The 25,517-nt window shown below is 65.6% G+C and carries 20 protein-coding genes, 2 pseudogenes and 2 riboswitches; of the genes and pseudogenes, 14 read left to right on the top strand and 8 right to left on the bottom strand.

Annotation, left to right across the window (positions count from 1 at the left end; genetic code table 11):
* The first annotated feature begins 21 nt into the window (after positions 1-21).
* From LU671_RS22920 to LU671_RS22900, 5 genes are all read left to right on the top strand, one after another.
* On the top strand, positions 22-1,332 hold the full coding sequence (locus LU671_RS22920) for a heme utilization protein (protein ID WP_232856976.1): 1,311 nt from the start codon (positions 22-24) through the stop codon (positions 1,330-1,332).
* A gap of 63 nt (positions 1,333-1,395) precedes the next feature.
* Complete coding sequence (locus LU671_RS22915) at positions 1,396-2,076, top strand: C39 family peptidase (protein ID WP_203646390.1); 681 nt, start codon at positions 1,396-1,398, stop codon at positions 2,074-2,076.
* A gap of 33 nt (positions 2,077-2,109) precedes the next feature.
* On the top strand, positions 2,110-2,847 hold the full coding sequence (locus tag LU671_RS22910; RefSeq protein ID WP_203646389.1) for a hypothetical protein: 738 nt from the start codon (positions 2,110-2,112) through the stop codon (positions 2,845-2,847).
* Positions 2,848-2,893: 46 nt separating this feature from the next.
* A complete protein-coding gene (locus LU671_RS22905; protein ID WP_203646387.1) occupies positions 2,894-4,174 on the top strand; it encodes a hypothetical protein in 1,281 nt (426 codons plus the stop codon).
* A gap of 129 nt (positions 4,175-4,303) precedes the next feature.
* The gene (locus LU671_RS22900) at positions 4,304-6,499 is read left to right on the top strand and encodes an LTA synthase family protein (RefSeq protein ID WP_232856975.1); all 2,196 of its coding nucleotides are present in this window, start codon (positions 4,304-4,306) and stop codon (positions 6,497-6,499) included.
* A 156-nt stretch (positions 6,500-6,655) separates the two neighbouring features.
* Here the strand turns inward: LU671_RS22900 and LU671_RS22895 are convergent, their stop codons facing one another.
* On the bottom strand, positions 6,656-7,981 hold the full coding sequence (locus LU671_RS22895) for a sigma-54 dependent transcriptional regulator (RefSeq protein ID WP_203646383.1): 1,326 nt from the start codon (positions 7,979-7,981) through the stop codon (positions 6,656-6,658).
* A gap of 333 nt (positions 7,982-8,314) precedes the next feature.
* Here LU671_RS22895 and LU671_RS22890 point away from each other — a divergent pair, with 333 nt between their 5' ends.
* Positions 8,315-8,581: a hypothetical protein gene (locus LU671_RS22890; protein WP_028690802.1), complete on the top strand. Its 267-nt coding sequence runs from the start codon at positions 8,315-8,317 to the stop codon at positions 8,579-8,581.
* Between the two features lie 103 nt (positions 8,582-8,684).
* Here the strand turns inward: LU671_RS22890 and LU671_RS22885 are convergent, their stop codons facing one another.
* The 4 genes from LU671_RS22885 to cobW are packed head-to-tail and all read right to left on the bottom strand — an operon-like array spanning position 8,685 to position 15,186.
* A complete protein-coding gene (locus tag LU671_RS22885) occupies positions 8,685-9,299 on the bottom strand; it encodes a vWA domain-containing protein (protein WP_232856974.1) in 615 nt (204 codons plus the stop codon).
* 53 nt (positions 9,300-9,352) lie between these two features.
* A complete protein-coding gene (locus LU671_RS22880; RefSeq protein ID WP_232856973.1) occupies positions 9,353-10,351 on the bottom strand; it encodes an ATP-binding protein in 999 nt (332 codons plus the stop codon).
* A 2-nt stretch (positions 10,352-10,353) separates the two neighbouring features.
* Positions 10,354-14,115 carry a cobaltochelatase subunit CobN gene (gene cobN / locus LU671_RS22875; RefSeq protein WP_232856972.1) on the bottom strand — a complete coding sequence of 1,254 codons (3,762 nt, stop codon included), beginning with the start codon at positions 14,113-14,115 and terminating at the stop codon, positions 10,354-10,356.
* Between the two features lie 3 nt (positions 14,116-14,118).
* On the bottom strand, positions 14,119-15,186 hold the full coding sequence (cobW, locus tag LU671_RS22870) for a cobalamin biosynthesis protein CobW (RefSeq protein ID WP_203646376.1): 1,068 nt from the start codon (positions 15,184-15,186) through the stop codon (positions 14,119-14,121).
* Positions 15,187-15,286: 100 nt separating this feature from the next.
* A riboswitch (cobalamin riboswitch) is annotated at positions 15,287-15,486 on the bottom strand.
* A gap of 59 nt (positions 15,487-15,545) precedes the next feature.
* Positions 15,546-15,768, top strand: a riboswitch (cobalamin riboswitch).
* A 100-nt stretch (positions 15,769-15,868) separates the two neighbouring features.
* Here cobW and LU671_RS22865 point away from each other — a divergent pair.
* The 7 genes from LU671_RS22865 (at position 15,869) to LU671_RS22835 (ending at position 22,324) form a co-directional block, all read left to right on the top strand.
* Complete coding sequence (locus LU671_RS22865) at positions 15,869-16,054, top strand: CbtB domain-containing protein (protein ID WP_028690797.1); 186 nt, start codon at positions 15,869-15,871, stop codon at positions 16,052-16,054.
* Between the two features lie 10 nt (positions 16,055-16,064).
* A complete protein-coding gene (locus tag LU671_RS22860; protein ID WP_203646375.1) occupies positions 16,065-16,760 on the top strand; it encodes a CbtA family protein in 696 nt (231 codons plus the stop codon).
* Complete coding sequence (locus tag LU671_RS22855) at positions 16,760-17,161, top strand: cobalamin biosynthesis protein (RefSeq protein ID WP_232856971.1); 402 nt, start codon at positions 16,760-16,762, stop codon at positions 17,159-17,161. Before LU671_RS22860 ends, LU671_RS22855 begins: the two co-directional genes overlap by 1 nt.
* A 29-nt stretch (positions 17,162-17,190) precedes the next feature.
* Positions 17,191-17,943 carry a precorrin-4 C(11)-methyltransferase gene (cobM, locus tag LU671_RS22850; RefSeq protein WP_203646373.1) on the top strand — a complete coding sequence of 251 codons (753 nt, stop codon included), beginning with the start codon at positions 17,191-17,193 and terminating at the stop codon, positions 17,941-17,943.
* A gap of 65 nt (positions 17,944-18,008) precedes the next feature.
* Positions 18,009-18,251, top strand: a complete 243-nt coding sequence (locus LU671_RS22845) for a DUF1272 domain-containing protein (RefSeq protein WP_232856970.1) — start codon at positions 18,009-18,011, stop codon at positions 18,249-18,251.
* Between the two features lie 173 nt (positions 18,252-18,424).
* Positions 18,425-19,039, top strand: a complete 615-nt coding sequence (locus LU671_RS22840) for a response regulator transcription factor (protein ID WP_203646370.1) — start codon at positions 18,425-18,427, stop codon at positions 19,037-19,039.
* A 3-nt stretch (positions 19,040-19,042) separates the two neighbouring features.
* The gene (locus LU671_RS22835; RefSeq protein ID WP_232856968.1) at positions 19,043-22,324 is read left to right on the top strand and encodes a transporter substrate-binding domain-containing protein; all 3,282 of its coding nucleotides are present in this window, start codon (positions 19,043-19,045) and stop codon (positions 22,322-22,324) included.
* Here LU671_RS22835 and LU671_RS29785 read toward each other — a convergent pair.
* The 3 genes and pseudogenes from LU671_RS29785 to LU671_RS22825 form a co-directional block, all read right to left on the bottom strand.
* Positions 22,299-22,721, bottom strand: a pseudogene (locus LU671_RS29785) (methyl-accepting chemotaxis protein); the annotation flags it as partial. The gene LU671_RS22835 and the pseudogene LU671_RS29785 overlap by 26 nt on opposite strands.
* A 114-nt stretch (positions 22,722-22,835) precedes the next feature.
* Positions 22,836-23,552: pseudogene (locus LU671_RS29780) on the bottom strand (PAS domain-containing protein); the annotation flags it as partial.
* A gap of 214 nt (positions 23,553-23,766) precedes the next feature.
* Positions 23,767-24,519, bottom strand: coding sequence for an SDR family NAD(P)-dependent oxidoreductase (locus LU671_RS22825; protein WP_203646364.1), 753 nt, complete (start codon positions 24,517-24,519; stop codon positions 23,767-23,769).
* Between the two features lie 171 nt (positions 24,520-24,690).
* Between LU671_RS22825 and LU671_RS22820 the strand changes: the two genes are divergently transcribed.
* On the top strand, positions 24,691-25,410 hold the full coding sequence (locus LU671_RS22820) for an IclR family transcriptional regulator (protein WP_203646361.1): 720 nt from the start codon (positions 24,691-24,693) through the stop codon (positions 25,408-25,410).
* The last annotated feature ends 107 nt before the right edge of the window (positions 25,411-25,517 follow it).

Genomic DNA, 25,517 nt, shown 5'->3' with positions numbered 1-25,517 from the left:
AATAAAGTACGGAGAACCACCATGAAACCCTCGATGGCACTCAAGCCTCTGGTTTTCGCAATTGCTGCGATCATGGCTGTGGCTGTACAAGCTGGGCAGAATGATCGGCGTGGCAACGACCATCACAATGGTCATCACAACAACGGTCATCACACCCCTCCTCCTACCAAGATCCCGGTGTATGCAACCGCCAATGCCTGGGACAAGCAAAGCAGCACCAACAACCGCATCAGCAATGAAGGCACCGTGAACGAAGCCGAAATGAGCAGCTCGGCTTCCGGCACCAGCGGCAACGTCGGTGTCAACGTGGCCGCCGGCGCCGGCAACCAGCAAGACAACGCCGCCGCCATCGCCAACGCCGGTGCTGACTCGAGCCTGGATAACACCTTCGTGTTCGGCTCCGCCTCGGCCACCGCCGATGTGCGTCAGTACAGCAACAACAACAAGGTCAACAACTACGGCGTCACCAACTCCGGCATCATGAGCGGCTCGGGCAACAACGGCAGCGGCAACATGGGCATCAACATTGCCGGTGGCGACCTGAACCAACAGAAAAACACCATGGCCATTGCCAACTCCAATGCGCCACTGGGTAATGCCACCGCCACCGCCTCCGCCGACCAGAACGGCCCAGGCCTGGTCGTGAACAACAACGCCGACCGCACCTTCCGGGTCGATACGCTGACCTTCACCACCACGAAAAGTGGCAGCGCCTCGTACGACAAGGACTCCAGCTTCAGCAAGGAAGGCAGCTCCTCGTCGAGCTGGGAGGCCGCCGGTGCCAACAGCTGGAGCGCCAGTGGCTCGAAGAGCTCGGACGCCAGTGGTTCGCGTAGCCATGAGTCGAGCTCCTCGGCCAGTGGTTCTCTGAACGCTTCGCTGGATGCCTCGGCAAGTGGCAGCGTGACCCACACCCAGGACTTCGGCCGCCACGAGCGCAGCCGCACCGATTCGTTCGATGCGTCGCTGAGCGCCTCGATCGACGCCTCGTATGACAAGTCGCGCGACAAGTCTTCCAGCTCTTCGTTCGAGAAGTCCTACGACTCTTCGTTCGAGAAGGCCTACGACTCTTCGTTCGAAAAATCGGGTAGCAAAGCCTCCGAGTACGCCAAATCCGGCTCGAAGAGCTACAGCGAGTCCAGCTCGTACGACCTGAGCAACACCGTGTCCTTCCAGGTGCTGACTCCTACCGGCTGGGCTAACCCTGTGACCAACACCGCCACCCTGAGTGGCTCGGTGAATGGCGGCAGCGGCAACCTCGGTGTCAACGTGGCAGCCGGTGTGGGCAACCAGCAAAGCAACTCGCTGGCCATCTCCAACACCTCGTTCTGACAGCTGTGACCTTGAGGCCCCCTTCGGGGGGCCTTTTCCTCAACAGGATCGGGGGACAAGACCATGCGTATGATCGCCTTGGCGTTTTTGCTGTGCATGGCCAGTTACAGCGAAGCGGCGCAGATGCCGCTTTCGGTTTTGCCGGGGGGCGCGGTGATCTACAAGCCCATCCAGAGCATCCGCGAGCGCAAATTCGCCGACCTGGTACAACAGAAGACCGACTTCAGTTGCGGCGCCGCAGCGCTGGCAACCATCCTGCGCCAGGCCTACTGGTTGGACGTGGACGAACACACGATCATCGAGGGCATGCTGGCCCACGCCGACCAGGACCTGGTCAAGGTCCAGGGCTTCTCGATGCTCGACATGAAGCGCTATGTGGAAAGCCTCGGCATGCGTGCCCGCGGCTACCGGGTCGCCGCCGACACCCTGACCAGCGTGCGCATTCCCGTGGTGGTGCTGATGGACATCCGTGGCTACAAGCACTTCGTGGTCCTGCAACGGGTCGACAAAGGCTGGGTCTACATCGGCGACCCGGTGCTCGGCCACAAACGCTACAAGGTCGAAGATTTCCTCAAGGGCTGGAACGGCATCATCTTCGCCGTGATCGGCCAGGGCTACGACAAGACCAACGCCTTGCTCGACCCGCCCCTGCCGCTGAGCGCCAAGGACCGCATCAATTCCTTCACCCCGGTCAAGGATGCCGAACTGATGGACTTCGGCTTCATCCGCAGCGACTTCTTCTAATGATAATCGAGCGCGACGCGTCGGGAGCATCCCATGAAGACTCCAGCCTGGCTTACCCTGATCTGCCTGGCCACCGCCCTGCCCATCCAGGCAGAGACGTTCAAACCCATTGAACTGAAGGATCAGGAGTTGGCCAACCTGCGCGGTCGCTATGTGCTGCCGGGGCGGATAGTCAGCTTCGGCGTGGTCATGAGCAGCACCTGGCAGAACGCCAATGGCGATGTTATCGGCGCGAAGACCTCGATGCAGGTGCAGCAGTCGACCATCAAGCCGCAGTTCTACGTGTCCATGATCGACGAGAAAGGCAGTGGTTCGTCCAGTTCCAAGGGCACCGGCACCGTCACCGGTGGCGGTGGCCTGGACACCACCGTCGGCGTCACCCAGGTGGTGCGCGCGGCCGGTGACAACAACATGGCCAACAACAACGTCGACATCAACGTCACCAAGGCCAACCAGGCCCCCGAGGCGCCACAGCAAGGCCAGGTGCTGGCTGCGGGCTCGACATTGGTCGGCAGCAATGCCGCAGGCTCCCTGAGCGTCTCCGCGAGCGGTACCGGCGTGCAAATGAACGTCGTGGCCAGCAACAACCAGGGCAGCACCCTGCAGCAGATCGCCCAGGGCGGGCTGATGCAGAACGCCACGCTGCTCGGCAGCGGCAACCAGGTCAGCAACCTCACTTCGCTCAACGTCGTGTTGCGCGACAATGTCCCTGCCGCCGCGCTGAACGGCAATCTTGACCAGCTCAAAGGTCTTCGCGCCCTCGGATACTGATCTACGCTCAGTCTCATCGTATGTAGTCAGAAGGGACGGCTAACCCATGCAACGATCGTTGACGTTCAGAGCTGTAATCTGTTTGAGTACATTGGCCCCTGCGACAATGCTTAACGCGGCTCCGGACCCTCAGGTCGAGGCACTGAAGCAGGAATTACGCGAACTGAAGCAACGCTACGAAGCCCAGCAGAATGCCCTGATGGTGCTTGAGCAGCGTGTGCGCCAGGTCGAGGAAACCCCGGCAGCCCCGCCGCCCAAGCGCCTGACCAAATCCCCCTCGTCACCGGCCAAAGGCGCACAGACCGTGGCATCCGGCGCACCGGGCAGCACTGGCAGCTCCTACGGCCAATCGCTCAAGGACGATTCGGAACCCGCGCAAAGCGTTTCCAACCTGTATGATGAGGCCAGTGGCTTCTTCGGTGGCGGCAAGTTCAGCGTCGAGACCGGCATCACCTACACCCACTACGATACCCGCGCCCTGACGCTCAACGGTTTCCTCGCCCTGGACTCGATCTTCCTCGGCAACATCAACCTGGACCGGATCAAGGCCGACAACTGGACCCTGGACCTGACCGCCCGCTACAACATGGATCAACGCTGGCAGTTCGATATAAACGTACCCATCGTTTATCGCGAATCGACCTATTCCTCCGGCGGCGCCGGCGGTGCCGGCCCGGTCACCTCCGATGCGTCGGTCACCCGCGACCCGGCCATCGGCGACGTCAACGTTGGCGTGGCCTACAAATTCCTCGACGAATCGGAGAACTGGCCCGACGCGGTGTTCACCCTGCGGGTCAAGGCGCCCACCGGCAAGGACCCCTATGGCATCAAGCTGGTCGAGGACCCGACCAACAACAACCTGTCGGTGCCGGAGAGCCTGCCGACCGGCAACGGCGTCTGGGCGATCACGCCGGGCATTTCGCTGGTCAAGACCTTCGACCCGGCGGTGCTGTTCGCCAGCCTGTCGTATACCTACAACATGCAGGATTCGTTCAGCGATATCAGCCCCCAGGTCAACAGCAAGGTCAAGGGGGACGTGAAACTGGGCGACTCCTGGCAGATCGGCGGCGGTATCGCCTTTGCCCTCAACGAACGCATGAGCATGTCGTTCTCGGTCACCGACCAGTTCGCCAGCAAGAGCAAGATCAAGCCGGACGGCGGCGACTGGCAGTCGATCACCAACAGCGACTACAACGCCGCCAACTTCAACATCGGCCTGACCTTCGCCGCCACCGACAACCTGACCATCGTGCCCAACCTGTCCATCGGCCTTACCGAGGACTCGCCGGACTTCTCGTTCAGCCTGAAATTCCCCTATTACTTCTGACCCTTCCGCCGGGCCCGATCCAGGGCCCGGGATTTGGTTACCGGTTTTGTAGCGACCGACTTTCCCGGCATCGGCCTGTTATCATCGCGCACAGTTTTGTGACGATTTAATGGCATTAAGGAAAGTTTCGTGAACAACCTGCTCGGTCACCCTCGCGCCCGCCTTGCCACGCTGGCAATCCTGGTGCTGGTGATTCCGCTGACCGCGCGTGCCCTGCTGGGCTGGTCCAACCCCTTCGGCTACCTGTCCGACCTGGCCATCGGCAGCCTGCTGTTGCTGCTCGGGCAGCGTCGCGCCTGGTGGCTGGCCCTGCCGCTGCTGCTGGCCTGGGGCGGCCTGTGGGTGGCCTCCGCCGAGCTGGTCAGTGCCGTCGGCCGGCTGCCCACGGTCGACGACCTGGCCTATCTGGTCGACCCGCAGTTCATGGAGAACTCCACCGCCGGCGCCCTGGCCCATCCCTGGCTGCCCGCCCTGTTGGCCGCCGGCCTTGGCGGCTGGCTGGCGAGCGTATGGCGCTCACCTGTCGGCGCGCCATTGCCACGACGCCTCTGGGCCGTGCCCGTGGTGCTGTTCGGCCTGCACTGGGGCGGCCAGCAGTTGGCCCCCTCCGATGCCGACCAATGGCGCCAGTACGGTCTCACCCACCAGGCGCTGTCGGCGGCGGTGGGCAAACTCCAGCACCAGGCCCTGAGTGGCATGGGCCAGGCGCCAACGATTACGGCGCTGTCCAGCGCCGGCCTGACCCAGTCCGACCTCAATGGCGTCAAACTGCTGGATGCGCCAGGCAAGGCGCGCAACCTGCTGATCATCACCGTCGAGGGCATCCCCGGCGCCTACCTGCGCCCCAACCGCGAGGCACTGGGCAGTCGCTTCGAGCAGGACCTGATGCCGCGGCTCAGCCAGTGGGCCGAGCGCGGCATGAACACCCCCGACTATGTGCTGCACACCCACCAGACCATTCGCGGTCTCTACGCGATGCTCTGCGGCGACTACGACAAGCTGGCCAACGGCACGCCCAAGGGCGTCGAGCTGCTGACCCAGCAGCAACGCAACCAGGCCTGCCTGCCGGCCCAGCTGCGCGAGGCCGGTTTCGCCACCCATTATCTGCAGGGCGCCGGCCTGCGCTTCATGGCCAAGGACCGGATCATGCCGCACATCGGTTTCGACTCGGTGCATGGCCTGGAGTGGTTCGCCAACGACAACTACCTGGAGTTCCCCTGGGGCAAGGACGACCGCGCCTTCTTCGAAGGCGCGCTCGACTACGTCGGTGAGCTGCGCAAGCAACCCCAGCCGTGGATGCTCACCCTGCTCACGGTTGGCACCCACCAGCCCTATTCGGCGCCTGACGCCTACCTGCAACGCTTCGATACGCCAAAGCAGGCCGCGGTGGCCTACCTCGACGATGCCTTGGGCGGCTTCCTCGACAGCCTCGAGAAACAGGGCGTGCTGGAAGATACCCTGGTGATCGTCACCTCGGACGAATCCCACGGCATCGATGGCGTGCGCCTGGCCTCGGCCTGGGGCTTCAACCTTACGTTGGCGCCGGAACAGGCCCAACTGCCCAGGCTCAAACAGGGCACCTACGGCCATATCGACCTGAGCACCTCCCTGCTTGACTACTTCGCCCTGCCGATCCCGGCAGCCCTGGGCGGGCGCTCGCTATACCGCGACTACGACAGCGGCCGCGAGATGATCTCCTTCACCAATGGCATGCTGCGCTACCACGACGGCCAGGGCACCTTCAGCGAGTGCGACTTCCAACTACGCTGCCGACGCTATGCCAGCAGTGGATTCATTGCCGACCAGGCCAAATTCCTCGGCCGTGGCGACGACAGCCTAGGCCCACAACTCAACCTGCTGGCCGCCAGCCTCGACCAGTCGCTGCTGCAGACCCCACTCAACCTGCGCTACCAGTTCGGTGGGCCCTCGCCCATCGCCCTGGCCGAGCGCATCAAGGATGACTGGGCGGACAACCTGATCGGCGCGCAGTACCTGGAGATGCCTGAGGGCTCCCGCACCCGCGTGCGCTTGAAGGTACGGGCGCTGGATCCCCGGCATGCGGCGTTTATTCGCCTCAAGGCCAAGGAACTGGAGCAGGACGTGCAGCTCGGGCTGCCCGAAGAGATGCGGGTGACGGCCGACGAACCGCTGGAAATGGAGTTCGACTTCGACAACCCCACCGTGCGCAAGGCGTTTTCCTTCCATTTGCTGGGGTATGGCGGTGGCGAGGTGGAGGTCAGCGACTTCAGCGTGATCACTGCACTGCCGGATGAGCCGGAGACGGTGGAGGAACTGGCGGATGGGCATCTTGCCCAGTCGAGTTGAGGGATGGTTGTAACGGTCATCCCTTCAAGGATTTTGCATTTATTGCCGGGGTCGCTTTGCGACCCTTTCGCGGCACAAGGCCGCTCCTACAGAGGACCGCGCCCCCTGTAGGAGCGGCCTTGTGCCGCGAAGAGGGCTGCAAAGCAGCCCCTGGCGTCAACGAATCTGATGCTTGTGCAACAACCGATAAAACGTCGGCCGCGAGACCCCCAGCACCTTGGCCGCGATGCTCAGGTTGTCGCTGTGCCGGTTCAGCACATCGCACAGCGCCTGACGCTCGGCCCGGTGCTTGTAGTCCTCCAGCGTGCCCAATGGCTGGTCCTGCTCCTGCAACTCCTGCAGGCCCAGGTCCTGCGCTTCAATCTGCCGCCCCTCGGCCAGCACCAGGCCGCGCCGTACCCGGTTGGCCAGTTCCCGGACATTGCCCGGCCAATCGTGGCGCCCCATGGCCGCAAGGGCGCCGTCGCTGAACGAACGCGGGCGCCGGCCGGTCTCGGCGCTGTAGAACTGGGAAAAATGACTGGCCAGCATCGACAGGTCGCCATGCCGGTCACGTAGCGGCGCGGTCATCACCTGCAGGACATTGAGCCGGTAGTACAGGTCCTCGCGAAAGCGCGCCAGCGCGATGGCCTTCTCCAGGTCCACATGGGTAGCCGCCAGAACCCTGACGTCCACCGCGATAGGCTGATTCCCCCCTACCCGCTCGATGTGCTTCTCCTGGAGAAAGCGCAGCAGGTTGGCCTGCAGCTCCAGCGGCAGGTCACCGATCTCGTCGAGAAACAGGGTGCCGCCATTGGCCGCCTCGATACGCCCCACCTTGCGCTGGTGCGCACCGGTGAACGCGCCTTTTTCATGACCGAACAGCTCGGACTGGATCAGGTGCTCGGGGATGGCGCCGCAGTTGATGGCGATGAACGGCTTGTCGCGCCGTTGCGATTGCCGATGCAGGGTACGCGCCACCAACTCTTTACCCGTGCCGCTTTCGCCACGGATCAGCACCGGCGATTCGGTTGGCGCCAGCTTGCCCAGCAACTTGCGCAACTCGCGGATCGGCCGGCTCTCACCCAGCAGTTCATGCTCGGGCTCATCCACCCGTACCGCGCCCTTGCCGCGCAGCCGCGCCATGCCGAAGGCGCGGCCCAGGGTAACCTGCACTCGCGAGACATCGAACGGCAGGGTGTGGAAGTCGAAAAACCACTCGCAGACGAAATCGCCGACATTCTGCAGGCGCAGCTCTTCGGCGCTGAGCACGGCGATCCATTCGGTATTGCTGCGCTTGATCAGGTCCTTGAGCGCTTCGGGGTGCAGCAGGTGCGAGGCCTGCAGGCGTACCAGGCCGACGTCGCAGGGCTGCTCCATTGCCGCCTCGAGCGTGCTACTTCGCACATCCCAGCCGACACTGCGCAGGCCCGGTAAAAGGCGGTGGCAATCATCGCAGGGGTCGACAATCAGCAAGCGGCGTAGGGATGCGGTATCGAGCATGACCTTTCCTTGGCGCCAGATTTAGGTTTTTTAACTATAAACAGACAGTTGCGACGCCCGAATTAACAGTAGCAATGAACTTGACGCCCCCCACTACCGTTGGTCAGCCCGCCTTGATCCACGCATACGCCTCCGGGAATTTTCCAACTCAATTGCCGTCTTAGGTGCGCTGGGCAGGCAGGAAAACATCATCGATATAAAAAAATTTCAACGGCCATGTGACTTGAACCCTGATCTGGAGCATCAGTACAAATAACCCCGCGCTGTACACTTTTGTGGAATAACACCGCGGCACCTTATTTCGCTGTTTGGGACCATGAGAGAGACCGAACCATGAACGCCCCGCTCCGTGTCAACGAAGCACTGCTGATCGCCGACCACGCCTTCGAACCCTTCCAGTGCGTAGCCTGGGATGCACCCAACGGTACTGGTGAACTGAGCCTGGCAGTGATCGACCGGACCAGCACCCGTATCGGCAGCAAACAAGTGTCCTCGCGCGTCTATTCCGACCCCGCGCAATGGGCCAGCCTGATCGAGGAAGTGCGCGCCGAACTATCCGGCAAAGGTTACGACCTGCAACCCTGGTCAATGCCGAAGTAAAAGAGCACTGTGCCGCCAGTGCGTGGTTGCCACGCACTTGTGCAAGTTTCCCCACTTTCGGGGATAACTTTTTCTATTGCGACATCCTGTCGCAGTTACATCCTTATTTGACCACCGCGAACTGCTCGATATGCCGATAGTCGGCCTGCAGTTGTTCGGCAAGTTGACGTGCCCGGCCCACGCGCACCGCCGCTGTTTCCATATCCACCAGCAACGTCACGCAAGGTAGTGGCTGCAACACAGGGCCCTGTTGCAGGCGACCATCGGTCAACACCAGGCAGCGCTGGGTTTCATGGGGAAGGCGCTTGCTCCGGGCCAGCAACCACTGACGCGCCTCTTCCAGTGCCGCCGGCAACGGTGTACCGCCGCCCGCTCCCAGCGCCTGCAACCAGGGCTGCAAGGCCGCCGAGGCTTTCAGGCCGTGGCGTTGCCATTGCGGACGGTTGCCACTGGCTGTCAGCAAGGCCAGGCGTGCGCGCTGACGGTAGGCCTCATCGAACAACCCGGCCAGCAGACCCTTGGCCTGGGCCAGCGCCTGATTGCGCCGGGTCGAAGCCGACGCATCGACGATCACCAGCCACAGTTCCGGCGCCTGTGCCTGGCGCTGCTGCCAACACAAGTCGCGGCGCTGGCGTGGCCGCCCTTTGAGCAAGGTTGCCAGCCAGGCGATGCGCCCGCTATCGCTGGTGCGCGGGCGGCCCCGGGAAGTCCCCGTCAAATGACCGACGCGAGGCCTGGCATCCGCCACCCGATCATGGGGCGAACGGATGCTCAGGGCTTTTTTGCCCAGTTCGGCACCTCGCGCCGAGCTCCCGTGGCCACTGGCTGGGCAGGCAATGCCCCCCAGTCGCCCTGACCGCCCGGTGCCTCCTGCGCACTCGCCTGCCCGCCCGCCGAAGTGGCCTGGGGTGGCGGCTCCTCAGCACGGCGCCGGTGGCGCAAGGCAAACTCGGCAACCGCCTGTACATCCACCTCCTCGATCACCGAATTACCCCGCCAGGCGGCGTGGGCCCGCGCCGCGCGCAGCCAGACCAGGTCGGCACGCAAACCGTCCACGCCGGCGGCGAAGCAGCGCTCGGTGATCCACGCCAGGGCCTGGTCGTCCAGGGCGATAGATACCAGGCGCTCACGGGCCGACCGGCAGCGTTCGCGCAACGCCGCCTGCTGCTCGGCCCATTGTTCGCAGAACGCCATTGGATCGCTGTCGAAAGCCAGCCGGCGACGAATGATCTGCTGACGCGCCTCCGGCGCCGGCAAACCTTCCAGGGCCACGTTGAGGCCAAAGCGGTCGAGCAGTTGCGGGCGCAGTTCGCCCTCCTCCGGGTTCATGGTGCCGATCAGCACGAAACGGGCCACGTGCCGGTGGGAAATGCCGTCGCGCTCGATGCGGTTGGTGCCGCTGGCGGCCACGTCCAGCAGCAGGTCTACCAAGGGGTCGGGCAACAGATTGACCTCATCGACGTACAGCACGCCTCCGTCGGCATGGGCCAGCACGCCCGGTGAGAACCGCACTTGGCCCTGGCCGAGCGCGACATCCAGGTCGAGGGTGCCGACCAGGCGCTCCTCGGTGGCCCCCAGCGGCAGGGTCACGAACGGGCCGTCGCCAAGCAGATCGGCCAAGCCCCGGGCCAGGGTGCTCTTGGCCATGCCACGTGGGCCTTCGATCAGCACGCCGCCGATCTTCGGGTCGATGGCTGTCAGGCACAGGGCCAGCTTGAGGTCGTCGGCGCCAACCACGGCGGCCAGGGGGAATTGCACGGGTTCGCTCATGTTCAGCTGTCTTCCTCGCCGGCGAGCAACTGCTGCTCGAGGCTTTCACGATAGTCGCCCGGCTCCTGCCACAACCCGCGCTGCTGGGCTTCCAGCAGGCGCTCGGTGAGGTCACGCAGGGCTTCGGGGTTGTGCTCGCGCATGAAATCACGGGTGGCCGGGTCGAGCACATAGGCATCGGCCAGCCCTTGGTAATGATGATCGTCGATCAGGTGGGTGGTGGCGTCGAAGGCGAACAGGTTGTCGACCGTGGCCGCCAGCTCGAACGCACCTTTATAGCCATGGCGCTTGGCGCCGTCGATCCACTTGGGGTTGAGCGCCCGGGCGCGGATGACCCGGTTGAGTTCTTCCTTGAGGGTGCGCACCCGCGGCCGGTCGGCCTGGCTATGGTCGCCGTGGTAGCTGGCCCGCAAGGTGCCGGCCAGGGTTTCGGCGGCCGCCAGCATGCCGCCCTGGAACTGGTAGTAGTCGTTGGAGTCGAGCAGGTCGTGCTCGTGGTTGTCCTGGTTCTGCAGCACCGCCTGTACCTGCGCCAGGCGCTGGGCGAACGCGGCGCGGGCCGGGGTGCCTTCGTCGGCGGCGCCATAGGCGTAGCCACCATGGTTGAGGTAGACCTCGGCCAGGTCGTCGCGGCTGTGCCAAAGGCGCCCGTCGATGGCGTTCTGCACACCGGCTCCGTAGGCGCCAGGCTTGGCGCCGAACACCCGCCAACCGGCCTGTCGCGCCGCCTGTTCGGGCTCGATGCCAGCGCCGAGCAGCGCTTCACGCTCGGCGCGCACCCGTGCGGCCAGGGGGTTCAGGTCGCCTGGCTCATCCAGCGCCGCCACCGCCTGCACGGCAGCGTCGAACAGGCGGATCAGGTTGCCGAAGGCGTCACGGAAAAAGCCCGACACCCGCAGCGTCACGTCCACCCGTGGCCGGTCGAGCAGGCTCAGCGGCAGGATCTCGAAGTCATCGACCCGCTGGCTGCCGGTGGCCCACACCGGGCGCACGCCCATCAACGCCATGGCCTGGGCGATATCGTCGCCGCCGGTGCGCATGGTCGCCGTGCCCCACACCGACAGGCCCAGCTGGCGCAGGTGATCGCCATGGTCCTGCAAATGGCGTTCGAGGATCAGGTTGGCCGAGGCGAAGCCCAGGCGCCAGGCCGTGGCCGTGGGCAGGTTGCGCACATCGACGGTATAGAAGTTGCGCCCGGTGGGCAGCACGTCCAGCCGCCCGCGGCTGGGCGCGCCGCTGGGTCCGGCGGGGACGAAGCGCCCGGCCAGGGCCGCCAGCAGGCCATCGATCTCGGCAGCGCCGCAGGCATCCAGGTCGGGGGCGACCTGCTCGACCAGTGTGCGCAGTACCGCGCGCACCGCGTCCCACCCTGCTTCGTCCGGCAGCGCGACAGCACCCTGCAGGGCCTGCTCGATCAGTGACAAAGCCAACAACTCCAGGCGCTCGCGGGTATCGCCGCAGGTTCGCCAGAGGCTGGCGTCGAGTTGTGCCAGCAGGTCCGGGCGTGGCCCATCCCATGCCTGCCCCAGATCACAGTCCAGCGGGTCGAAACCCAGCGCCAACGCCTTGGCCAGCACACGGATCAGGCTGGCGTTACCGCCCTTGCCATCGCCCCGCGCCACCCGCAGCAACGCCAGCAGCGTATCGCTGCGCAAACGCCCCTGCGGCGACTGGCCGAACACGTGCAGGCCGTCGCGGATCTGCGATTCCTTCAGGTCGCACAAGTAGGTGTCCAGCCGCGGCAGCCACACCGCCGCGTCCTCCATCTGCCCTTCGAGCTGCAGCTCGCGGTCGATATGGTGGGTCTTGACCAGTTCAAGGATGTCCCGCTGCAGCTCGCGGGCGCGGCGCGGATCGAGCAACTGCGCCTCGTAGTATTCGTCGGCCAATTGCTCCAGGTGGCGCAGCGGGCCGTAGGTCTCGGCACGGGTCAGCGGCGGCATCAGGTGGTCGATGATCACCGCCTGGGTGCGGCGCTTGGCCTGGGCGCCCTCGCCCGGGTCGTTGACGATGAACGGGTAGATGTTGGGCAACGGGCCGAGCAAGGCATCCGGCCAGCACTCGGCGGACAGGCCCACCCCCTTGCCCGGCAGCCATTCCAGGTTGCCGTGCTTGCCCACATGGATCACCGCGTCGGCGGCATAGCCGTTGCGCAGCCAGAAGTGGAACGCCAGGTAGCCATGGGGCGGCACCAGGTCCGGGTCGTGGTACACCGCGCTGTGGTCCACCTGATAGCCCCGCGCCGGCTGTATGCCGACGAAGGTCAGGCCGTAGCGCAGGCCGGCGACCATCATGCGCCCACTGCGGAACATCGGATCCTGCTCGGGCGGCCCCCAGCGCTCCAGCACGGCGCGTTGGTTGGCCTCGGGCAAGGCGGCAAAGGCGCGCTGGTAGTCGGCCAGGGCCAGGCTCTGGGCGCAGGGGCGCTGGTCGAGGTGGTCAAGGTCGTTGGTAACCCCGCCGAGCAGTTGGTGAATCAGCTCGGTGCCGCTGTCGGGCAGCCCGGCCACCGGGTAATCCTGCGCTTGCAGGGCCCTGAGGATATTGAGCGCCGCGCCCGGCGTGTCCAGGCCGACGCCATTGCCGATGCGCCCGTCGCGGGTCGGGTAGTTGGCCAGCACCAGGGCCACGCGCTTTTCCTGGTTGTCCAGACGCGCCAGGGTCACCCAGCGCCGTGCCAGTTCGGCGACGAAGTCCATGCGCTCGGGATGGGCCCGGTAGCAGACCACATCGGACTGGCTGCGCTCGCTGCGCCAGGCCAGGTCCTTGAAACTCACCGGCCGGGTGATGATGCGCCCGTCAAGTTCCGGCAGGGCGATGTGCATCGCCAGGTCGCGAGCGCCCAGGCCCTGTTCGCTCTGCTCCCAGCCAGGCTGGTTGTCCTGGGCGCAGATGGCCTGCAGCACCGGTACATCGCGGCGCAGCGGGCGCAGGTTGGGTTGCTCGGGGCTGGACAGGGCGAAACCGGTGGTGTTGATCACCACTTCGGGCTGCACCTCATCGAGCCAGGCCTCGACCTGGTCCAGGCAGGCGCGCTCCTTCAGGCTGGCCACGGCGATGGGCAATGGGTTCAGACCGCAGGCCTGCAGGCGCTGGCAGAACACATCGATGAACGCGGTGTTGGCCGCCTGCAGGTGCGAACGGTAGAACAGCAACGGCGCCACCGGATGCTCCGGGTTCCACTCGGCGTACCAGTCCTCGGGACAAGCCGTGCCCTTGGCTGGATGATAGACCGCCGTGCGCGGCAAGGGCTGTGGCTCGTCCCACGGGTAATCGCGCCCCAGCCACTGGCTGGCCAGGCAGTTGAACAGGTTCACCGCGTTGGCCTTGCCGCCCTGGCGCAGGAAGTGCCAGAGGCGTTCGGCCTGTTCGCCGCGAACCGTGCCCAGGTCGGTGAGCTCAGGGTCGGGGCGGTCGTCGCCGGGCACCAGGATCAGCTGTACCCCTCGCCCCGCCAGTTCGACCAGTTGCTCGACACCATAGCGCCAGTAACCGACACCGCCATGCAGTGATATCAGGATCACCTTGGCATGGCGCAGCACCTGGTCGATATACAAGTCGACCGAGGCGTGGTTCTGCACCTGCATCGGGTTGGCCAGGCGCACGCTGGGGAAATCCGCCGGCAACTGCTCGGCGGTTTCGGCGAGCAGCGCCAGGTGTGAATCGCCGCTGCAGAGGATCACCAGGTCGGCGGGGGTCTGGCCGAGATCGGCGATGCTGTCGTCCGGCACGAAGCCGCCGGGCTGGGTCCGCAGCAGGTGCATGGATCAGGCGCCCAGGGCCTGGCGCAGGCGCGCTTCCAGCTGCGCCGCGTCGAGATCCTGGCCGATCAGCACCAGGCGGGTGATCCGGGGCTCGTCGCTGCGCCAGGCACGGTCGAAATGCTTGTCGAAGCGGGTGCCCACACCCTGGATCAGCAGGCGCATCGGCTTGCCGGGGATGGCGGCGAAGCCCTTGGCGCGCAGGATGCCGAACTCGGTGACCAGCTGGGTCAGGGCATCGAGCAGCAGGCTCTCGTCGGCCTCGGGCAGGTCGATGGAGATCGAGTCGAAGGCGTCGTGGTCATGGTCGTCATGGTCATCGCCGTCGTGATGCGAGTCGTGATGGGTACGGCGACCGTCGATATGCGCCTCGGATTCGGCGCCCACGCCCAGCAACACTTCCAGCGGCAGGCGGCCGCTGCTGGCCTCGATCACCTTGACCGCCGGCGGCAGTTCCTCGGCCACCTCGGCACGGACCTTGGCCAGGCCCTCGGCGTCGATCAGGTCGGCTTTGTTCAGCACCACCAGATCGGCGCTGGCCAGCTGGTCGGCGAACAATTCATGGAGCGGCGACTCATGGTCGAGGTTCGGGTCGAGCTTGCGCTGGGCGTCGACCTGGTCCGGGTAGGCAGCGAAGGTGCCGGCGGCCACGGCCGGGCTGTCGACCACGGTGATCACCGCGTCGACGGTGCAGGCGTTGCGGATTTCCGGCCACTGGAAGGCCTGTACCAGCGGTTTGGGCAAGGCCAGGCCGCTGGTTTCGATAAGGATGTGGTCGAGGTCGCCGCGCCGGGCCACCAACTCGCGCATCACCGGGAAGAATTCTTCCTGCACGGTGCAGCACAGGCAACCGTTGGCCAGTTCGTAGACGCGGCCATTGGCCTCTTCCTCTGTGCAACCGATGCTGCACTGCTTGAGGATCTCGCCGTCGATGCCCAGCTCGCCGAACTCGTTGACGATCACCGCGATGCGGCGGCCCTGGGCGTTGTCGAGCATATGGCGCAGCAAGGTGGTCTTGCCTGAGCCGAGGAAGCCGGTGACGATGGTGACGGGAAGCTTGGCCAGTGTTTTCATGTCGCGATGCCCTTGGCAGCAATGGCGCGGGCATGCAGGACGACAGCCACGGCCATGCCGGCCTGGCGCGTTCGCCACCGGATCACCCCGCCCGGTTGAAAGTCGAAAACGTCACGAGGCAGGTCTCCTGGCTTGCACCGCTGCGGCTCGCTGGCCGGTGGGCCGGCGCCTTCCCGCGCGCCTGCGCAGTGGCTGTGCCGAACCCTTCAGTGCTTACAGTTGCGGGGGCAGCCGCGGCTTGTACCGCGTTCCCGTCTTAGCTCGGGCCAACGCCCGAGAACCTCGCAGCGGCAAGGCTACGCAGTGCCTGCCTGGCGGTCAACCGCCGCGGCGATTGACGCGGGCCCGGCCCCGTGATTTGCTAGCGCATTGCGTTCAGGTGCCCCCACGGGGGTGAAACGGGAAACCGGTGCGTCGCGTCTCCATTCCAGGAGCCGACAAGGCCGGTGCTGCCCCCGCAACGGTAAGCGAGAGAAGCGTCCGGACCACTGTGCCAGCCTCAAGGCATGGGAAGGTGACGCCATGGAAGGAGCTTTGCTCCACCTCGCGAGCCCGGAGACCGGCCTGACGTGCTCACAGTACACCCCGCGGTGGGCGGGCGTCGTCGTATCACTCGGGCCAGCCGTGCCCGGGGTCGTCGCGCATGCCCGTTGCCACAACAAAAGCAGCAGAGGAACGCGTCATGCCCATCACCAGCGCCAAACACAGTATCGCCACCCCCGTCAGCCTCAGCCAGCGACTGATCGTCGCGGTCGGCGCCAGCCTGCTGGGGCTGTGCCTGGTGTACTTCGCCGGTTTCTCGCACATCGAGGCGGTGCACAATGCCGCCCACGACACCCGCCACAGTGCCGCCTTCCCTTGCCACTGAGTAAATCCGCATGATTACGCGCATCGCCCGTACCGCGGGTTTCAGCGGCCTGCTCGCGGCCCTGTTGCTGACCCTGCTGCAAAGCTTCTGGGTCGCCCCACTGATTCTCCAGGCGGAAACCTACGAATCCACTGCCCCGGTCGCCGAACAGCATGAGCACGGCGACGCCGCAGCGCCCCATGAGCATGAACACAGTGCCGAGGCCTGGGCGCCGGAGGACGGCTGGCAGCGCGTGCTGTCCACTACTGGCGGCAACCTGGTGGTCGCCGTCGGTTTTGCCCTGATCCTGGTCGCCCTCTACAGCCTGCGCGAACCGAACCGCGTGGCCACCGGCGCACTGTGGGGCCTGGCCGGCTTCGCCGTGTTCTGCCTGGCACCGACCCTGGGCCTGCCACCGGAACTGCCCGGCACCGCCGCCGCCGACCTTGGCCAGCGCCAGACCTGGTGGATCGGCACCGCCGCAGCCACCGCCGCCGGCCTGGCGCTGCTGGTGTTCGCCCGGCACTGGTTGTTCAAGGTGCTTGGTGTGGCCCTACTGGTGATCCCGCACCTGATCGGCGCGCCGCAACCCGCAGTGCATGAAAGCCTGGCGCCGGAAGCCCTCGAGACCCAGTTCAAGATCGCTTCCTGGCTGACCAACGCCGCGTTCTGGCTGGCCTTGGGCCTGCTCAGCGCGTGGCTTTACCGTCGTTCCAGCCAGGCCTGATGCGCGATCTGCCCGTGCAGCCGGCGATGTTCGCCGGCTTTGGTTGCCGCCGTGGTTGCCCGGTCGAGACACTGGCGGTGCTGCTGCGCCAGACGCTCACCCGCCACGCCCTGCCCCTCTCGGCCCTGCGCGCCATTGCCAGCATCGAGCCCAAGGCTCGCGAACCCGGCCTGCTGGCATTGGCCGAGCGCCTCGGGCTGCCTTACATCTGCTTCGACGCCACGCACCTGACGGTCTTCGAGCCGCTGCTCAGCCATCGTTCGGCCACGGTGTACGCCCAGACCGGCTGCTGGGGCGTCGCCGAAAGCACCGCCCTCGCCCTGGCTGGCGAAAACGGCCGCCTGCATGTGCCCAGGCAAGTACTCGGCGGCGCTACCCTCGCTTTGGCGATCGGCGGATAATCCGCGCCATATTTCTGCAAGGAACCCCCATGACGGTTTATTTCATCGGTGCCGGCCCCGGCGATCCGGAGCTGATCACGGTCAAGGGCCAGCGCCTGATCCGCCAGTGCCCGGTGATCATCTACGCGGGCTCCCTGGTCCCCGCCGCCGTACTGGAAGGTCACCAGGCGCACACCGTGATCAACAGTGCCGAACTCCACCTGGAACAGATCGTCGAGGTGATGCGCCAGGCCCACGCCAATGGCGAGGATGTGGCCCGCGTGCACAGCGGCGACCCCAGCCTGTACGGTGCCATCGGCGAACAGATCCGCCACTTGCGCGAACTGGGCATCGGCTACCAGATCGTCCCCGGCGTCACCGCCACCGCCGCCAGTGCCGCGCTGCTCGGTTGCGAGCTGACCTTGCCCGATGTGGCACAGACCGTGATTCTCACCCGCTTTGGCGACAGTTCGCCGATGCCGGCCGGTGAACAATTGGCCGACCTGGCCCGCCACGGCAGTACCCTGGCCATCCACTTGGGCGTGCGCCACCTGGCCCGCATCGTCGAGGAGCTGCTGCCACACTATGGCGTCGACTGCCCGATCGCGGTGGTCCATCGTGCCACCTGGCCGGACCAGGACTGGGTCAAGGGCACCCTGGCGGACATCGGCGAACGCGTGGCCGCCAAAGGCTTCCGACGCACCGCGCTGATCCTGGTCGGCCATGTGCTGGGCGACGCGCCGTTCGCCGACTCGGCCCTGTACCGCGCCGGTCATGCCCACCTCTATCGCCCAGGCTCGTGAAACGATTGCCGACCGGGGGCGCGGCGTAGCACACTGGATTTTCCAACTGGACGGAAACCAAGCCCATGCTCGAACTGCGCCCCAACTGCGAATGCTGTGACACCGACCTGCCCGCCAATAGCCCGGATGCACTGATCTGCTCGTTCGAATGCACCTTCTGCCGTGCCTGCAACGACCAGCACTTCCACAACCGCTGCCCGAACTGCGGCGGCCAGCTGGTGATCCGCCCCACCCGTGCCGGCAAGGTACTGGACAACAATCCCGCCTCGACACAACGTGTGCACAAGCCGCACGCACCCTGCGCCTGAACCTTCCTTGTAGGACTTTTCTACAGGTTGGTGCAGGTATTTCAACACACCTATACTCGCCTATTACCAAGGCTCCTGAATATCCGTAAGGTGCGCGCTGCCCAGCAAGTCCGCTGCCCAGCGCCTGTAATCGTAGGCTGGAAGCGCGCTGCACTTTGACAGGAGTTACCTGAATGACATCCGTGCTGTTGGTCGATGACCATCACATTGTTCGACTTGCCGTACGCATGCTGCTCGAACGTGAACGCTTCACCGTCGTGGGGGAAACCGGTAAAGGCAAGGAAGCCGCCCGTTTGGCCGAGCAGACCAAGGCGGATGTGGTCATCCTCGATATCGGCCTGCCGGACCTCGACGGCATGGAGGTGATCAAGCGCCTCAAGCTGATCGACCCGCCGCCGCGGATCATGGCCCTGACCGGCCAACCCGCCGACCTTTACGTGCGCCGCTGCATGGACGCCGGCATCTCGGCCTTCGTCAACAAGGACGAAGACCTCGACGCCCTGGTCTTCGCCCTCAAGGCCCTGGTCAAGGGTTACTCGACCTTCCCGCAGATGGCGGTCAACAGCAACACCCTGGAAAGCGAGACCGAGCGCCTGAGGCTACTGTCCAACCGGGAAGTGGAAGTGCTGCGCCGGCTCAGCGCCGGCCAGAGCAACAAACTGATCGGCGAGCAGATGAACCTCAGCGCCAAGACCATCAGCACCTACCGCGGCCGGATCATGGAGAAACTCAAGGTCGAGTCGCTGGTGGAAATGGTCGACCTGGCCAAACGCAACAACGTGGCCTGAGCCATGCACCAGGGGACATCGCTTTGCCTGCTGCTGGTCGCGCTGCTGTCGCTGCCCACCCAGGCGCAAGTGCACAGCGAGCCCCGCCACCTGCTGGCCCGCGCCCTGAGCGTGGCGCCGCCGCTGGCGGTGGCTGCTTCCGACCGCCAGTGGCTCAATGAACGCAGGCGCCTGGTACTGGGCAGCTCGCACCCGGACTACCCGCCCTTCGACATCAACATCAGCCAGGCCGACTACGAGGGCCTGAGCGCCGACTACGCCGGTCTGATCGCCGAACAACTGGGTGTGCCGATCGAGGTGCGCCGTTATACCAGCCGCGCCCAGGCCCTCGACGCGCTGCGTGCGGGCGAAATCGACCTGCTGGGCAGCTCCAATGCCTTCGAAGCCAGTGATGCCGACCTGGTACTGAGCACGCCCTATGCCGACGACCTGCCGGTGATCGTGTCGCGACAGAACCAGAGCCTGCCCGAGGGTGACGACCTGGAAGGCCTGCGCCTGGCCATGGTCGACCATTACCTGCCCATCCACACGGTGCAGCAGCTCTACCCACGCGCGCAGTTGAACCTCTACCGCTCCACCCTCGCCGGTGTCGCCGCGGTGGCACTGGGGCAGGCCGATGTCTACCTGGGCGATGCGATCAGCGCCGACTACGCGATTGCCAAGGGTTTCCAGGAACGGGTCAAGGTCGATCACTTCGTCAAGGCGCCAACCAGCACTTTCGCCTTTGCCCTGGCGCGCGACAACCAACGCCTGCTGCAACTGGTCGACCTCGCCCTGGGACGCATCGCCGACAGTGAGCGACTGAACATCCTGCGACGCTGGACCGGAGGCAGCACCAGTGTCCTGCTCGACCGTCGCCTGGACGCCCTGACGGCCGAGGAGCGCGACTGGATCGCCCGACACAGGCAGATCAAGGTGATGATCAACACCTCTCTCGCGCCGCTGAGCTTCACCGATGCCCAACAGCAACCACGGGGCATCGCCCTGGACTTGCTGGAGCGTATTGGCCTGCGCACCGGCCTGCGCTTCCAGGTCGTCGAGTCGGAATCGTTCGAGGACATGGTCGAGCAGGTTGCCCAGGGCAAGGCCGACATGATCGCTGCCATCGGTTACGGTGTGCTTCGCGCCCAGCGCATGCGCTACAGCCGCCCCTACATGATCAGCCCACGGGTCCTGGTCACCCGCCAGGACGCGCCAGCGCTGGACGCCGTGCAACCTCTGCAAGGCCAACGGGTGGCGTTGCTGCGCGGCTCGCCTTCGCTCGAAGGGCTCGAACGCCAGTACCCAGGCCTGCGCACCGTCGAACGGGAAAACCCCCTGCAACTGATGGAGGCCGTGGCCAACGGTGACGCCGATGTCGCCCTCAGCTCGCAGATCAATGCCACCTACTTCATCAACCAGGTGTTCAACGGCCGGCTCAGGATTGCCGGGTTGCTGGGCGACGAACCGGCGCTGGCGACCTTCGCGGTAAGCCCGACGGAACACCAGTTGCAGGCGATCCTCGACAAAGCGTTGCTGAGCATTCCACCCGACGAGTTGGAGCAACTGGTCAATCGCTGGCGCACCAACACCGTGGTCAGCGACAGTCCCTGGCGCAACTACCGCACCCTGGCCCTGCAGGTCCTGGTACTGGCCGCCCTGCTGCTGACTGGCGTGGTGTTCTGGAACACCTACCTGCGCAAGTTGATCCACCAGCGCAGCGAGGCCCAGCGCGCGCTGCAGGAGCAGCTCGCGCTCAGCCGCGGCCTGCTCGAACAATTGCGCCAGGCCAAGGACGATGCCGAACAGGCCAGCCGGGCGAAGAGCACCTTCCTGGCGGTCATGAGCCATGAGATCCGTACGCCCATGAACGCCGTCATCGGCCTGCTGGAAATGGCCCTGGAGGACAGCCGGCACGGTCATAGCGATCGCCAGGCCCTGGAGGCGGCCCACGACTCGGCGATCGGCCTGCTCGAGCTGATCGGCGATGTGCTGGACATCTCACGCATCGAGTCCGGCCACATGACCCTGCAACCGGTGGCCATCGACCTGGTCGAGCTGATTCGCTCCACCCTGCGGATCTTCGAGGGCAGCGCCCGCCTCAAGGGGCTGGCACTGCGTGCGGTGCTGCCTGCCGCCCCGGCCTGGGTGCTGGCCGACCCGCTGCGCCTCAAGCAGGTGCTGTCGAACCTGCTGAGCAATGCCATCAAGTTCACCGACCACGGTCAGGTCGACGTGTCGTTGCTGATGACCTCGCTCGATGGCGGCCTGCAGCAGGCCAGCTTGCAGATCAAGGACAGCGGCGTAGGCATCGGTGCCAGCGACCAGGCGCGGCTGTTCACCACCTTCTCCCAGGTCGATGGTCGACAGGCGCGCCAGGGTGCCGGCCTGGGGCTGGTGATCAGCCGCGAGCTGTGCGAACTCATGGGGGGCGAACTGACCCTGCACAGTATCGAGGGCCTGGGGACCCAGGTCGATGTCCGCCTCACCCTGCCCGGCGCCGAGCCCAGCGCCGACGCGATGCCCGACAACGCGGTGGTCGTAGCCCTCAGCGGGCCGCTAAAGGTCCTGGTGGTGGACGACTACCCGGCCAACCTGCTGCTGCTGGACAAACAGCTGCGCTTGCTGGGCCACCAGGTGAGCCTCGCCGACCAGGGCAAGGCGGCGCTGGCACTCTGGCAGGCGGATCATTTCGACGTGGTGATCACCGACTGCAGCATGCCGGTCATGGATGGCCATGAGCTGGCCCGCGCCATTCGGGCGCAGGAGCGCGAGACTGGCTCATCGGCCTGTCGCATCATCGGCGTCACCGCCAACGCCCAGGCCGAAGAGCGTCAACGCTGCCTGGACAACGGCATGGATGAATGCCTGTTCAAGCCGATCGGCCTGCAGGCGCTCAAGGCCTGCCTGCCACTGGCTGCCGCGCCCCAGCCTGACCCGGCTGGGGAAGCGCCGCGCTCCAGCGGCTTCGACCTGGCCGAGCTGCGTCACCTCACCCAGGACGACAACCAGCTGATCAGGCGCCTGCTGGAGCAACTGGCACGAAGTAGCGCCGAAGACCTGCAAGCACTGCAGGCGCTCGGCGCCAATCCGTTACCCGAGGCCCTGGTGCCCGTGGTCCACCGGGTCAAGGGGGGCGCCAAGATGCTCAAGGTCAGGGGCGTGAAACAGGACTGCGAGGCCCTGGAGCAGGCCATCGCCCAAGGCGAACCGGTGGACCGGCTGCTCGCCCGGCTCCAGGCCAGCCTGCGCAGCCTGGAACTGGAACTGCGCCAGAGCCTCAGTGCAATTGAAGAGTCGAACTGATCTGGCTGATGGCGTCCACCACGTGCCGCGAACCCTGCTGTATCTCCATGATCACCGTGCCAGCCTCGTTGGCCAGCTCCACGCCGAGCCCCGTACGGGTCAGGCTTGATTGCATGCTGGCCACTGCGGTCAGTGACAGGTCATGATTCTGTCGCACCACCTCGACGATCTCCAGGGTCGCCTTGCTGGTACGCGCCGCCAGGTTACGCACCTCGTCGGCGACCACGGCGAAGCCCCGGCCATGCTCGCCGGCGCGGGCCGCCTCGATGGCAGCGTTGAGCGCCAGCAGGTTGGTCTGGTCGGCGATGCCGCGAATGGTCAGGACGATCTGGCCGATCACCTCGGACTGCTTGCTTACCGCGTCGATGGTGCGGGCAGCGTCGTTCAGCTCGGAGGAAATCTGCTCGATCACCTCCACCGCCTGCTGCACCACCTGGGTGCCCTTGCGCGCGCAGGCGTCGGTCTGCATCGAACTGGCGTGGGCGGCGTCGGCGGCGGTCTGCTGGGTGCTGATCTGACGGGTGATGTCGCTGGCGAACTTCACCACCTTGTACAACCGGCCCTTGTTGTCGAAGATCGGGTTGTAGGACGCCTCCAGGTACACGGTCTGGCCTTGCTTGTTGACGCGTTCGAAGCGGTGCGAATGGTACTCGCCGCGATTGAGCGAGGCCCAGAAGTCGCGGTACTCGGCCGACTCGCGCTCATGGGGCAGGCAGAACAGCCCATGGTGGCGCCCGACCACCTCCTCCAGGCGATAGCCCATGGTGTCGAGGAAGTTCTGGTTGGCCTTGATCACCCGCCCGGCCGGGGTAAACTCGATCACCGCCATGGAGCGGCCAATGGCCTTGAGCAGGCTTTCGCTCTCATGCTCCTCGATCACGTGGCGGGTGATGTCGGAGGCCACCTTGATCACGCTGGTGACCTGCTGGCGCTCGTCGATCACCGGCATGTAGCTGGCCTCCAGCCACACCTCGCGACCGGCCTTGTCCAGGCGTTCGAAGGTGCCGCTGATGGCCTTGCCCTCGCCCAGCTCGCGCCAGAGCTGCTGGTACTCGGCGCTCTTGGCGTAGGTCGGGTCGCAGAAGATCCGGTGGTGCTTGCCGCGGATCTCGTCGGCGTTGTAGCCCATGGTCTTGCAGAAGTGCTCGTTCGCCTCGAGGATCGTGCCATCCGGCGCGAACTCGATCATCGCCATGGAACGGCTGATCGCGGCCAGCTTCGCCTCCATGCCCGCCAGGGCCTGCCGGGCGCGCTGAATTTCGACCAGATCGGACTTGCGATGGTATTCGAACATGGGCCGGGGCTCCTGTATCCACGGAATGCCCTGAGCATAGATCGGCCCAAGCGCCATGCAAGCGATCTGATATCACTTTTGGATTAGGCATTTGTACCGTTTGTCTGCCCGTGGCCTCAACTCCCGCCAGTCCAGGCTCGGGCTGTCGTCAGAACTGCACGCCGCGGGTCAGGCCGCCATCGACCAGCAGGTTGGTGCCAGTGATGAAGCTTGCCGCCGGGCTGGCCAGGAACACCGCAGCCCGGGCTACCTCGTCCGGCCGCGCCATGCGTCCGAGCGGGTTGGCCGCCAGGCTGCGGGCAAACACCTCGGGCTGCTCGCGTTCGATCCGTCCCCAGACGCCATCGACGAAATACACGTTGCCGGGCGATACGCAATTTACCCGGATACCCTCGCCGGCATGGCGCGCCGATAGTGTCTTGCCATAGTGATTCAGCGCGGCCTTGAGCACCCCGTACGGCTCGTCGAAACTGCTCAGTTCACGCCCGGACACGCTGGAGATCAAGACCACCGCCGCTTGCGCGGAAGCCTTGAGCCAAGGCAGCGCCGCCGTAACCTGGCCCACCGTGCCCAACAGGTCGGTTTCAAAGGCCTGGCGCCATATCGAGGCTTCGCTGCCGTGGGCCAGGGCGCTGACGTTGGGCACGACAATATCGATGCCGCCCATGCGCTCGGCGGCAGCGGCGATCCACCCGTCGACCTGCGCGGCATCGGTGATGTCCACCGCCCTGCCGCAGGCCTGGTCGCCAAGCTCGGCCTCGGCCTGGCGCACCCCGGCCTCGTCCCGCGCGCAGAACGCCACCTGGGCGCCTTCGGCGAGAAAGCACTCGACAATGGCCCGGCCGATACCCCGTGTGCCACCGCTGACCACGACCCGGGCACCTTGCAGTTGCAGATCCATGTACTGATTCCTCTGGCTGGTTGAAGTGCCGGCGAGTGTAGGCACAGCCCCCCGTCAACAGTGGAAGCGGGCGCAGAAAAGCCTCAAGGTTCGGCATTGCCGAACTCGAGCGCCTGCGCCGCCTTGCGATTGCAGGCACAATGGGCAGTCATCGAATACCGGGATCACTTTATGTCCGCCAACAGTCGCCAGATCCAGTCCCTGGAACGGGCCATGCACCTGCTCGAACTTATCCGCGCCGAAGGCGGTCGGGCGCGCCTGAACGACCTCGCCGAACGCAGTGGCCTGGGCAAGAGCACGGTGCATGGGCTGCTGGATACCCTGATGTCGCTGGGCTACGTCACTCGCGAGCAGCGTCACTACGCCCTCGGTCTGCGCCTGCGCCAGCTGGCCCAGCCACTGAGCGAGACCGAGCAGCGCCTGCGCCAGGCCTTCACCCCGGCGCTGCGCGCCTTTGCCGACCTGTGTGGGGAGCACTGCTTCCTGGCAGTGCCCGGCGGCACGCGTGCCTACCTCACGCTGGCGGCACTGGATGGCCGGGGTCAGGCTTTGCAACTGCCCGCGGACACCCGTCGCGACGGCCTGGCCACCTCGGCGATCGGCAAGGTGCTGCTGGCCCATGACCCTCAGCTGGCCAGGCAACTGCTGCGCACCCAACCAGTCCCGCAAACGCTCGAGCAGGAGCTGCACCAGGTCGCCAGCCAGGGGTTTGCCCTCGACCTGGCCGCCTCGCGTGGGGACCTGCACTGCTTCGCCCTGCCCCTGCGCCTGCGCGGCCAGGTGGTCGCTGCACTCGGTGCCGGCGGGCCGGCGCAACGCCTGCCGGCGCCGGTGATGCGACGCATGGCGAGCCGGGCGATGCGCTCGCTGTTCGACCTGGTGAAGTGTTGACTCGCGACAAGGCGCAGCAACCTCCACTCAAAGTCTGCGCGCCAATCCACCCGGCGCAGGCGGTCCTTCTATAATCTCCAGGTACCCGCAGCGCGATGCTGCCCCTC

Source organism: Pseudomonas sp. NMI760_13 (assembly GCF_021283245.1).
GTDB classification, from domain to species: Bacteria; Pseudomonadota; Gammaproteobacteria; order Pseudomonadales; family Pseudomonadaceae; genus Aquipseudomonas; species Aquipseudomonas peradeniyensis.
The sequence above is the reverse complement of the archived record's forward strand: the minus strand, read 5'-3'. Positions and strand labels throughout refer to the sequence as shown.